At 61.6% G+C, this 9,786-nt stretch carries 13 protein-coding genes; 6 read left to right on the top strand and 7 right to left on the bottom strand.

The features are described 5' to 3' along the window. Nucleotides 1-54: 54 nt before the first annotated feature. Both msrQ and msrP read right to left on the bottom strand, forming a co-directional pair. Nucleotides 55-714, bottom strand: a complete 660-nt coding sequence (gene msrQ, locus J2X43_RS24850) for a protein-methionine-sulfoxide reductase heme-binding subunit MsrQ (protein WP_310298771.1) — start codon at nt 712-714, stop codon at nt 55-57. Then, nucleotides 714-1,661 carry a protein-methionine-sulfoxide reductase catalytic subunit MsrP gene (gene msrP, locus J2X43_RS24855; protein WP_310298775.1) on the bottom strand — a complete coding sequence of 316 codons (948 nt, stop codon included), beginning with the start codon at nt 1,659-1,661 and terminating at the stop codon, nt 714-716. The genes msrQ and msrP overlap by 1 nt, the downstream gene beginning before the upstream one ends. A gap of 326 nt (nt 1,662-1,987) precedes the next feature. Between msrP and ilvD the strand changes: the two genes are divergently transcribed. Beyond that, the gene (gene ilvD / locus J2X43_RS24860; RefSeq protein WP_112513875.1) at nt 1,988-3,823 is read left to right on the top strand and encodes a dihydroxy-acid dehydratase; all 1,836 of its coding nucleotides are present in this window, start codon (nt 1,988-1,990) and stop codon (nt 3,821-3,823) included. A gap of 59 nt (nt 3,824-3,882) precedes the next feature. Here the strand turns inward: ilvD and J2X43_RS24865 are convergent, their stop codons facing one another. Further along, nucleotides 3,883-4,287: a GFA family protein gene (locus J2X43_RS24865; protein WP_310298779.1), complete on the bottom strand. Its 405-nt coding sequence runs from the start codon at nt 4,285-4,287 to the stop codon at nt 3,883-3,885. 77 nt (nt 4,288-4,364) lie between these two features. On the opposite strand from J2X43_RS24865, the gene J2X43_RS24870 reads away from it, so the two are divergent. From J2X43_RS24870 to J2X43_RS24880, 3 genes are all read left to right on the top strand, one after another. Next, complete coding sequence (locus J2X43_RS24870; RefSeq protein WP_310298782.1) at nt 4,365-4,820, top strand: MarR family transcriptional regulator; 456 nt, start codon at nt 4,365-4,367, stop codon at nt 4,818-4,820. Between the two features lie 70 nt (nt 4,821-4,890). Next, nucleotides 4,891-5,109: a type II toxin-antitoxin system PrlF family antitoxin gene (locus J2X43_RS24875; protein WP_112387900.1), complete on the top strand. Its 219-nt coding sequence runs from the start codon at nt 4,891-4,893 to the stop codon at nt 5,107-5,109. Beyond that, on the top strand, nt 5,096-5,434 hold the full coding sequence (locus tag J2X43_RS24880) for a type II toxin-antitoxin system PemK/MazF family toxin (protein WP_112387901.1): 339 nt from the start codon (nt 5,096-5,098) through the stop codon (nt 5,432-5,434). Before J2X43_RS24875 ends, J2X43_RS24880 begins: the two co-directional genes overlap by 14 nt. A 3-nt stretch (nt 5,435-5,437) precedes the next feature. Here J2X43_RS24880 and J2X43_RS24885 read toward each other — a convergent pair whose 3' ends face one another. Then, entirely contained in the window at nt 5,438-5,782 is a 345-nt protein-coding gene (locus J2X43_RS24885) for a lysozyme inhibitor LprI family protein (RefSeq protein ID WP_112387902.1), read from the bottom strand. Between the two features lie 30 nt (nt 5,783-5,812). Then, nucleotides 5,813-6,184, bottom strand: coding sequence for a YkvA family protein (locus J2X43_RS24890; RefSeq protein ID WP_310299615.1), 372 nt, complete (start codon nt 6,182-6,184; stop codon nt 5,813-5,815). Between the two features lie 139 nt (nt 6,185-6,323). On the opposite strand from J2X43_RS24890, the gene J2X43_RS24895 reads away from it, so the two are divergent. Beyond that, a complete protein-coding gene (locus J2X43_RS24895) occupies nt 6,324-7,727 on the top strand; it encodes a DegQ family serine endoprotease (protein WP_112387904.1) in 1,404 nt (467 codons plus the stop codon). After that, nucleotides 7,724-9,040, top strand: a complete 1,317-nt coding sequence (locus tag J2X43_RS24900) for a replication-associated recombination protein A (RefSeq protein ID WP_310298790.1) — start codon at nt 7,724-7,726, stop codon at nt 9,038-9,040. Before J2X43_RS24895 ends, J2X43_RS24900 begins: the two co-directional genes overlap by 4 nt. Before the next feature lie 18 nt (nt 9,041-9,058). On the opposite strand, the gene J2X43_RS24905 is transcribed toward J2X43_RS24900, so the two are convergent. Continuing rightward, entirely contained in the window at nt 9,059-9,364 is a 306-nt protein-coding gene (locus tag J2X43_RS24905; protein ID WP_112387906.1) for a DUF1883 domain-containing protein, read from the bottom strand. Between the two features lie 114 nt (nt 9,365-9,478). Beyond that, nucleotides 9,479-9,745 (bottom strand): hypothetical protein, encoded by a 267-nt coding sequence (locus J2X43_RS24910; protein ID WP_310298794.1) that lies wholly within the window; start codon nt 9,743-9,745, stop codon nt 9,479-9,481. Between the last annotated feature and the right edge of the window lie 41 nt (nt 9,746-9,786).

A 9,786-nucleotide genomic window follows, 5' to 3' on the forward strand; every position in this document is an offset into this window, starting at 1 on the left:
CGGACCTGCAGAATTGCCGCAGTTTTCCATGCCGAGCCGGGGCTCGCTTCGCCGCTAGCTCACTGTCGCTGCAGTCCGCCCTCTCTGGCGCCCTTGTGTCGCCCGTTTCCGGCTCTTGGCGATTGGCCGCCAGGACCGGTAGAGGATCAGCAGGATGATCAGGCCGACATAGATATATTGCTCGAGGTCGAGGATCTTGGTCGACAGCGCGAAGTGCAGGGCACCCGCGGCGGCGATGATGTAGATCAGCTTGTGCAGCCAGATCCATTTCATGCCCATCTTGCGGATCGAGAAATTATTCGACGTGACGGCGAGGGGAACGAGAAGGGCAAGCCCTGCCATGCCGAACATGATGAACGGCCGCTTCAAGACGTCATCCAGAACCGCAGACAGGTCCAGCGCCTGGTCGAGCACCATGTAGACGGTGAAATGCATCAGCGCATAGTAGAAGGTCAGCAGCCCCAGCGCCCGGCGGTAGCGCAGATAGTTCCAGCCGAGCAGGTCGCGGACCGCGGAGACGGCCAGCGTCAGGATCAGGAAGCGGATCGTCCAGAGGCCGAGGAAGAGCTCGAATGTCTTGACCGGGTCGGCGCCGAGCTGGTCGCTGGCGCCGAGATAGAAGGTCCATGCGGCGGGCAGCAGGCCGACGGCATAGAGCGCCCAGACGGAAGCCGGCTGCCAGCGCTTCGGCAGACTGAACGAAAGACCCGCCATCAGAAGTTCGCTCTCAGATCCATACCGGAATAGAGGCTCGCGACCTCGTCGGCGTAGCCGTTGAAGGGTAGCGTCGGATGGCGGCTGGCGCCGAAGAAGCCGCTTTCGCCGATCCGCCGTTCTGTCGCCTGGCTCCAGCGCGGGTGATCGACCGCCGGGTTCACGTTGGCATAGAAGCCGTATTCCTGGGCGTTGGTGACCTGCCAGGTGTTCTTCGGCTGCTGGTCGGTGAGCGTGATGCGGACGATCGACTTGATTCCCTTGAAGCCATATTTCCAGGGAACCACGAGGCGGATCGGCGCGCCGTTCTGGTTCGGCAGCGTTTCGCCATAGAGGCCGACGGCGAGCAGCGTCAGCGGGTTCATCGCCTCATCGAGGCGAAGGCCCTCGACATAGGGCCATTCGAGCGACTGGAAAATACCCTTCTGTCCCGGCATCTCTTCAGGACGAACCACGGTTTCGAAGGCCACGTATTTGGCGCTGCCCTGCGGCTCGACCTTGTTCAGCAGAGCAGCCAGCGGAAAACCGTCCCAGGGGATGACCATCGACCATGCTTCGACGCAGCGCATCCGGTAGGTGCGGCTTTCGATCGGGAATTCCTTCATCAGCGCATCCAGATCGAATGTGCCGGGCTTGTTGACCATACCGTCGACCTTGACGGTCCAGGGCAGGGGCTTGAAGTCACCCGAGAGTGCTGCGGGATCGCCCTTGTCCAGGCCGAATTCATAGAAATTGTTGTAGGTCGTGACGTCCTTCAGCGGCGTCGTCTTTTCATCGACCGTATATTTGCTGTCGACGGCGTTGAGCGCTGCGGCACTCGCCTTTCCGGCGCCGTAGAGCGCCATGGCGCCGAGCGTCGCAGCGCCGAGAAACTCGCGGCGGCGCAGGTAGACCTGATGCGGGGTGATCTCCGACGAGCGGATTTTCGGGGGGCGGTAGGTCAGCATTTCAAACCTCCTGGGCTGGGGGCCGCCCAAATATCTCTTTAAACGCATGATGGGCGTTTTCAGATTAGTGTCTAGGCCTTGAACCAGCCTGACGGAAAGCCAATTTTTTGTGTTCGGATGTGAAGGAATAGCCTGTAACAAAAGGCTCCTTCGCTCCGTATATGCCCGATGGACGCCTTGGTGCGCCGTACCGGATTTGCCCTTGCCGGTAGTGACAGGTCCTGCCGATTGGATTAGGACAATTCCAAAATACGGCGATCGTCGGCCAGCAAACAGCTTTGCCGCCCTATATCGCAGATAAATCCGGCACTTTGAGGAACACACCGATGCCAGCCTATCGTTCGAGAACCACGACCCACGGCCGCAACATGGCGGGCGCGCGCGGCCTTTGGCGCGCCACGGGCATGAAGGACAGCGATTTCGGCAAGCCGATCATTGCGGTGGTGAATTCGTTTACGCAGTTCGTGCCCGGCCACGTCCACCTGAAGGACCTCGGCCAGCTGGTTGCCCGCGAAATCGAGGCAGCCGGTGGTGTCGCCAAGGAATTCAACACCATCGCGGTGGATGACGGCATCGCCATGGGCCATGACGGCATGCTCTATTCGCTGCCGTCGCGCGAATTGATCGCCGACAGCGTCGAATACATGGTCAACGCGCATTGCGCCGACGCCATGGTCTGCATCTCCAACTGCGACAAGATCACCCCCGGCATGCTGATGGCGTCGCTGCGTCTCAACATCCCGACGATCTTCGTCTCCGGCGGTCCGATGGAAGCCGGCAAGGTGGTTCTGAACGGCAAGACCCATGCGCTCGACCTCGTCGACGCCATGGTCGCGGCTGCCGACGACAAGGTTTCCGACGAAGACGTCAAGGTCATCGAGCGTTCGGCCTGTCCGACCTGCGGTTCGTGCTCCGGCATGTTTACCGCCAATTCGATGAACTGCCTGACGGAAGCGCTCGGCCTGTCGCTGCCCGGCAACGGCTCGACACTCGCCACCCATTCGGACCGCAAGGAACTCTTCCTCGAAGCCGGCCGCCGCGTCGTCGCGCTCGCCAAGCGCTACTACGAGCAGGACGATGCAACGGCACTGCCGCGCACCATCGCCAGCAAGGGTGCCTTCGAGAATGCCATGGCGCTTGATATTGCCATGGGCGGATCGACCAATACCGTCCTCCACATTCTGGCGGCCGCCCATGAGGGCGAAATCGACTTCACCATGGAAGACATCGATCGTCTGTCGCGCCGCGTGCCCTGCCTGTCGAAGGTGGCACCTGCGAAATCCGACGTTCACATGGAAGATGTCCACCGTGCCGGCGGCATCATGGCGATCCTCGGTGAGCTGAACCGCGCCGGCCTCATCAACGCGGGCTTGCCGACCGTTCATGCGCCGACGCTTGGCGATGCGCTGGCCGAGTGGGATATTTCGGTCACCGACAATCCGGCCGCCCTGAAGCTCTTCAGTGCCGCTCCCGGCGGCGTGCCGACGCAGGTTGCCTTCAGCCAGAGCGCCCGCTGGGACGAACTCGATCTCGACCGTGAGAAGGGCGTCATCCGCGACGCCCAGCACCCGTTCTCCAAGGATGGCGGCCTTGCCGTTCTGAAGGGCAATCTGGCGCTCGACGGCTGCATCGTGAAGACCGCAGGCGTCGATGAATCGATCCTGAAATTCTCCGGCCCGGCGAAGGTCTATGAAAGCCAGGATGCCGCGGTAAAGGCCATTCTCGGCAACGAAGTGGTTGCCGGCGATGTCGTCGTCATCCGCTACGAAGGACCGAAGGGCGGACCGGGCATGCAGGAAATGCTCTATCCGACCAGCTATCTGAAGTCGAAGGGCCTCGGCAAGGCCTGCGCGCTGATCACCGACGGCCGCTTCTCGGGCGGCACCTCGGGTCTGTCGATCGGCCACGCCTCGCCGGAAGCCGCAAACGGCGGTACCATCGGCCTCGTGCAGCCGGGCGACATGATCGACATCGACATCCCGAACCGCACGATCAGCCTGCGCGTCAGCGACGCGGAGCTGGCAACGCGCCGCGCCGAGCAGGAAGCCAAGGGCTGGCGCCCGGCTGAAGTGCGCAAACGTAATGTCACGACGGCGTTGAAGGCCTATGCGGCATTTGCAACAAGCGCCGATCGCGGTGCAGTGCGTATCCTGCCGGAATAAGTCGATCCGGTTTGAGTTGAACCAGAGAGCAGATTAAGAGTCAGCTGCTCTTTTCTTTTTCAGAGATGCCGTATTTCGGCAGGCGTGTTCCACCAGCTGTTATTGCGGCCGTCGAAATGCTGCAGCGGCGCCTCGGCAAGTTCCGACGGATCGAGGTCATCGAGGCAGGCGAGATTGATCGAGACGTAGTCGCCGCCGACGTCTGCGACATAGCCGTGGCCATAGGGTGCCACGCCGCAGGTGGTGCAGAAGCGGTGATGACCGGACATGCTGCCGAACTGATAGTCGCCGATGCCTGCTTCTTCACAGGTCAGCCGGAAATCCTCCGGCTTGATGTTGATGCCCCAGTAGCGGCGCTTCCAGCAGATCGTGCAGTTGCATTTGCCGGTACCGGCCTGCAGGTCGATATCGGCTTCGTAGCTGATCCGGCCGCAATGGCAACTTCCGTGGTACGTCTTCTTCATCGCCTCTCTCCCTTGCTATTTCAAATCTAATATGACAATATATTGTCATTATTGAAAATGGACAACATATTGTCAATATGAAATCGAAACGAGCAGCCGAGGGCGATGCGTTCGCAGAGTTCTCGATCGCGGTATTGCGGCTTGCGGGACATCTGCAGGCGGAAGGCGACACACTCGCCAGGCCAGCGGGCCAGACCAGCGCCCGCTGGCAAGTCTTGGCCGCAGCCGACCATGCGCCGATGTCGGTAGCCGATACAGCCCGCGCCTTGGGTCTGGCGAGGCAGGGCGTGCAGCGTGTTGCCGATCTTCTCGAAGGCGAGGGCCTGATCGCCTATCGCGACAACCCCGCGCACCAGCGGGCGAAACTCATGGAGTTGACCGAGGCGGGCAGAGTGACCCTCAGCGACATACAAGGACGCCAGGCGAAATGGGCGGATCGGCATGGCGGTGAGTTTGGCGAGCAGCGCTTGCGCGAGGCGACTGGGGTTATTGCTGAGGTGCTTGCATCGCTGAGCGGCAAGCAGCAGGCCTAGGCTGCTTGCTTCGGATGGCCACGCATTGCTATCGGTAAGGAACTTCCTTACATTCATCGAGAGGTGAGCAATGATCACAAGCAAGATAACGAGCAAAGCACAGACAACCATTCCGCAGGCTGTGCGTTCTGCACTGCGCCTTCGGGAAGGCGATTCCATTGTCTATACGCTCGAGGATGAAAACCGTGTCGTGATATCGCGCGCAGCTGAGCCGCTTGCCGACGATCCGTTCGCGACCTTCTCCGAGTGGGACAGCGAAGCTGACCGGAAGGCCTATGCCGATCTTTGAGCAGGGCGACATCGTAAGGGTGCCTTTCCCTTACACCGACCGCGACACGCGCCAGCGCCGCCCGGCGCTGGTCGTTTCGGCTGGCACCCTCGGAGAGAACGAGGCGTTGGTGTGGGCCGTGATGATCACCTCAGCAGAAAACCGCCCGTGGGTTGGAGACGTCGCGATCGACGATCATCATGCCGCCGGCCTGCCAGCGCCGTCTGTCGTCCGTCCGGCCAAGATTGCGACTGTCGAGACGGGACAGATCGACAGGATCGGCCGGTTGCCCGATGCGACGCTCTCGGCTGTCATGTCTACAATCCGAGCCCATATTGGCAGCTGATGACTAAAGCGGCCTGTTGATATTCTTATACGTCTCGCCAAGCTGCTTCAGCCGCTCGTCATAGACCGCCTTGATGCAGGCCGCGTCCGCCTGGCATTCCTGGCGCTTCTTCAGCCAGGCGGTCTGCTCGTCCTGCAGCGTGCCACGCGAGCCCATGGCGAGCAGGCCGGATAGCAGGTCGAAGGTGGTGACCATCTTCACATCTGCGTCGTTGAGCGCCCGGTTGTCGCAGATCGCCTTCTCGTCGGGCTTCAGTTCCTTGGCATCGCAGTCGAAGCTTGCGGCATGGGCGAGCGGTGCGAAGATCGGGAAGAGGATGAAGGCGAGGGCGATAGCGGTGGCTTTCATGCAGTGGATTCCTGTTTGCGGTTACGGCGCTCAGAGGAACGCCCGGATCAGGAAGATGATGCAGCAAGCCCAGACGGCAAGGATGAAGATCAATCCGGTGCGGCTGACCGGGCGTTCCGCACGCTCTGTCGCCTGCGCCCGAAGTTCGGCCATCAGTGGCGGCGGGATGAGCCGCACCGCCAGCAGAATGCCGAGCGGCACGATGATGATGTCGTCGAGATAGCCAAGAACAGGGATGAAATCCGGGATGAGGTCGACCGGCGACAGCGCATAGGCGGCGACCGCGCCGGCAACGGCTTTGGCATGCCAGGGGACGCGCGGATCGCGTGCTGCGAGCCACAGAGCGACAATGTCACGCTTGAGTGACTTGGCCCATGTTTTCGCTTGGCTTATCAGGCTCAGATGCGCATTTCCTGAATCAATGTGGCAAGCTCCTCAATTGCTTTTTCGCGTGCTCGCTTCTTCCATGCTTCCGCCCTCTTTCCTTTCTAGCGTCCGGCGTTACAACATTGATCCTTGTAGCATTTCAGAAGGAAATACGATGCTAGGCCTGTCGAAACGTTCGTTTGTCCCGCTCTTTGCGCTCGCCGTGCTCCTGCCGCTTGGCGTTCACGCAGAGGACGCGAAAGCCGTGCCGCAGAGCCAGATGCAAATGCAGCTGTCCTTCGCGCCGCTGGTGAAGCAGACGTCAGGCGCCGTCGTCAATGTCTATGCCGAGAAGACCGTTCAGCGGCAGTCGCCTTTCGCCGGCGATCCCTTCTTCGAGCAGTTCTTCGGCCAGCAGATGCCGAACCGCTCCGAGAAGCAGTCCTCGCTTGGCTCCGGCGTCATCGTCGAGGCAAACGGCACCGTCGTCACCAACAACCATGTCATCGAAGGTGCTGACGACATCAAGGTAGCGCTGTCGGACGGGCGCGAGTTTCCCTGCAAGGTGGTACTGCGCGATGACCGCCTCGATCTCGCCGTCCTGAAGATCGAGACCAAGGCCAATTTCCCGACGCTGCCAATCGGCAACTCCGATGCGGTCGAAGTCGGCGATCTCGTTCTGGCGATCGGCAATCCGTTCGGCGTCGGCCAGACGGTGACCTCAGGCATCGTCTCGGCGCTCGCCCGCAACCAGGTGGTCAAGAACGAGTTCGGCTTCTTCATCCAGACCGATGCCTCGATCAACCCCGGCAATTCCGGCGGCGCGCTGATGAACATGAAGGGTGAGCTGATCGGCATCAACACTGCGATCTTCTCGCGCGGCGGCGGTTCCAACGGCATCGGCTTTGCTATCCCGGCCAATCTCGTCAAGGTCTTCCTGACCTCGGCCGATGCCGGCGTGAAATCCTTCGAGCGGCCCTATGTCGGCGCCACCTTCGATGCCGTGACGTCAGAGGTCGCCGAGGCGCTCGGCCTGGACAAGGCCCGTGGCGCGCTGATCGTCAAGGTCACCGATGGCAGCCCGGCGCAGAAGGCCGGTCTCAAAGCCGGTGAGATCGTCACTGCCGTCAACGGTATTCCCGTCGAGCATCCCGATGCGCTTCTCTACCGCCTGACAACGGCCGGCCTCGGCAACACCGTCAAGCTTGGCGTCGTCGAAAACGGCGGCGAGCAGGAAGTGGCTCTGAAGCTCGATCGCGCCCCTGAAACCTCGCCGCGCGACCAGCGCACCATTGGCGGCCGCACGCCCTTTACCGGCACCGTCGTCGAAAACCTGTCGCCGCGCGTCGCCGACGAGCTGCGTATGCCGACGGAATCATCAGGCGTCGTTGTCTCTGAGGTCAAGGAAGACTCTCCAGCCGCCCGTCTCGGTTTCGAGCCGAAGGACATCATCGTCGCCATCAACGGCACGCCGGTGCAGACGACCGAGCAATTGTCGCAGATCGCCGCTGATGATGCCGGTCTCTGGCGTGTCGAGATCGAACGCGACGGCCAGCGGATCAGGCAGTTCTTCCGATGAGCAATGATCTGTTCGCCCCACGCGTTCCAGACGAGGTCGCCAACCGGCGGCCTCTTGCCGATCGTCTGCGGCCGCAGACACTGTCGGAGGTCGCCGGTCAGGAGCATCTGACCGGTGAGGACGGCGTTCTCAGGCGTATGATCGAAAGCGGATCGCTGGGGTCGATGATCTTCTGGGGGCCGCCCGGTACTGGCAAGACGACGGTGGCCCGGCTTCTCTCGGGCGAGGCTGGCCTTGCCTTCGAACAGATTTCGGCGATCTTCTCCGGTGTCGCCGATCTGAAGAAGGTATTCGAAACCGCGCGGCTGCGGCGGATGGATGGACGCCAGACGCTGCTCTTCGTCGATGAGATCCATCGCTTCAACCGGGCGCAGCAGGACAGCTTCCTGCCGGTTATGGAAGACGGCACCGTCATTCTCGTCGGTGCGACCACCGAAAACCCGTCCTTCGAACTCAACGCCGCTCTCTTGTCGCGTGCCCGCGTCCTGACCTTCAAGTCGCATGGCGAGGAGAGCCTCAGCGAATTGCTGACGCGCGCCGAAGCCGTCGAGCAGAAGCCGCTGCCGCTGACCGATGACGCGCGGGCGAGCCTGCTCCGCATGGCTGACGGCGATGGCCGGGCGATCCTGACGCTGGCCGAGGAAGTCTGGCGTGCTGCAAGGCCGGGCGAAATCTTCGATACCGAGGGACTGACGCGCATCGTCCAGCGCCGGGCGCCGGTTTACGACAAGGCGCAGGACGGCCACTACAATCTGATTTCCGCGCTTCACAAATCTGTTCGCGGCTCCGATCCCGATGCAGCGCTCTACTATCTGGCGCGCATGTTCGATGCCGGCGAGGATCCGCTCTATCTCGGCCGAAGGCTGGTGAGGATGGCCGTGGAGGATATCGGCCTTGCCGATCCGCAGGCGCTGGTCATCTGCAATGCTGCCAAGGACGCCTACGATTACCTCGGCTCGCCAGAGGGCGAACTGGCGCTGGCGCAGGCCTGCGTCTATCTGGCCACGGCACCGAAATCCAACGCCGTCTATACCGCCTTCAAGGCCGCGACGATGGCCGCCAAGCAGAACGGCTCGCTGCTGCCGCCGAAGCACATCCTGAATGCGCCGACCAAGCTGATGAAGGATGAAGGCTATAACGACGGCTATCGCTACGACCACGATGAGCCGGACGCCTTTTCAGGCCAGGACTACTTTCCGGAGAAGATGGGCCGCAAGACCTTCTACGATCCGCCGGAGCGCGGCTTCGAGCGCGAAATCCGCAAACGGCTGGAATGGTGGTCCAAGCTCCGCAAAGAGCGCAATCCGCGCTGAACCTACAGCTCGGCGGCTTTACGAAGCCTTCTTCTGAGCGCCCGGCGCCGCGATCACCTTAACGGCGGATTCCGCCAGCCCGTGATGGCCTTCCATATCGACGATCAGGTGCCAGTGGCCGCTGTCGGGGATCACCATCTTGACCGGTGATTTCTTGGCGACGCCGCCGATATATTTGAAATCGAGAACTTCTGTGAAGCGCTGGAATTGCGGCGCCGTCATCAGGCGGACATTGTTGACCGCATTCAGCGCCACCTCGACGATCGTTCCGGCGCGCTGTTCGTGAAGGTCGTAGTGCTTGAAGCGGAAATTCGGCTTGGTCATCGGTCTCAAAAACTGGCTGCTGTCCGACGGCAATCTTAGTCTGTGCCAGTTAAAGAAAAGTTTGGCAGCCTGTGCGGGAAGGCTCCCGTCTTGGCACAACGGGAGCCTGCGTCCTCAATGCAGCCGGGGCTCTGTCGCGTCGAAGACGCTGAGTTCCGTCACGATCCCGTCTGCAGCACGGTAGATCTCGGCGGGGTTGTGATTGCACTCAGCGGCAGCGAAATGAAGGGCGGCGGCCTCGTTGATGAAGAGGCCGCCGACCAGCCCGTCGCGGTCGGCAACGATCCACCGTCCGCGCCTGTTCCTGCCGATGGTGAAGCGGGCCGGCGCGGTGTTGCGTTGAAGCGGATCGGCGGACGCGCCGGAAGAAAGACGTGACATCGATATGTCCTTTCGAGATGTCTGGCTTACCGTTCAAATCT

It is taken from the genome of Rhizobium sp. BE258, from assembly GCF_031457345.1.
GTDB lineage: Bacteria > Pseudomonadota > Alphaproteobacteria > Rhizobiales > Rhizobiaceae > Rhizobium.

What these genes read in the sequence shown, in the direction of transcription:
- msrQ (WP_310298771.1), bottom strand. Translation starts at nt 714, where the DNA reads ATGGCGGGTCTTTCGTTCAGTCTGCCGAAGCGCTGGCAGCCGGCTTCC.
- msrP (WP_310298775.1), bottom strand. Translation starts at nt 1,661, where the DNA reads ATGCTGACCTACCGCCCCCCGAAAATCCGCTCGTCGGAGATCACCCCG.
- ilvD (WP_112513875.1), top strand. Translation starts at nt 1,988, where the DNA reads ATGCCAGCCTATCGTTCGAGAACCACGACCCACGGCCGCAACATGGCG.
- J2X43_RS24865 (WP_310298779.1), bottom strand. Translation starts at nt 4,287, where the DNA reads ATGAAGAAGACGTACCACGGAAGTTGCCATTGCGGCCGGATCAGCTAC.
- J2X43_RS24870 (WP_310298782.1), top strand. Translation starts at nt 4,365, where the DNA reads ATGAAATCGAAACGAGCAGCCGAGGGCGATGCGTTCGCAGAGTTCTCG.
- J2X43_RS24875 (WP_112387900.1), top strand. Translation starts at nt 4,891, where the DNA reads ATGATCACAAGCAAGATAACGAGCAAAGCACAGACAACCATTCCGCAG.
- J2X43_RS24880 (WP_112387901.1), top strand. Translation starts at nt 5,096, where the DNA reads ATGCCGATCTTTGAGCAGGGCGACATCGTAAGGGTGCCTTTCCCTTAC.
- J2X43_RS24885 (WP_112387902.1), bottom strand. Translation starts at nt 5,782, where the DNA reads ATGAAAGCCACCGCTATCGCCCTCGCCTTCATCCTCTTCCCGATCTTC.
- J2X43_RS24895 (WP_112387904.1), top strand. Translation starts at nt 6,324, where the DNA reads ATGCTAGGCCTGTCGAAACGTTCGTTTGTCCCGCTCTTTGCGCTCGCC.
- J2X43_RS24900 (WP_310298790.1), top strand. Translation starts at nt 7,724, where the DNA reads ATGAGCAATGATCTGTTCGCCCCACGCGTTCCAGACGAGGTCGCCAAC.
- J2X43_RS24905 (WP_112387906.1), bottom strand. Translation starts at nt 9,364, where the DNA reads ATGACCAAGCCGAATTTCCGCTTCAAGCACTACGACCTTCACGAACAG.
- J2X43_RS24910 (WP_310298794.1), bottom strand. Translation starts at nt 9,745, where the DNA reads ATGTCACGTCTTTCTTCCGGCGCGTCCGCCGATCCGCTTCAACGCAAC.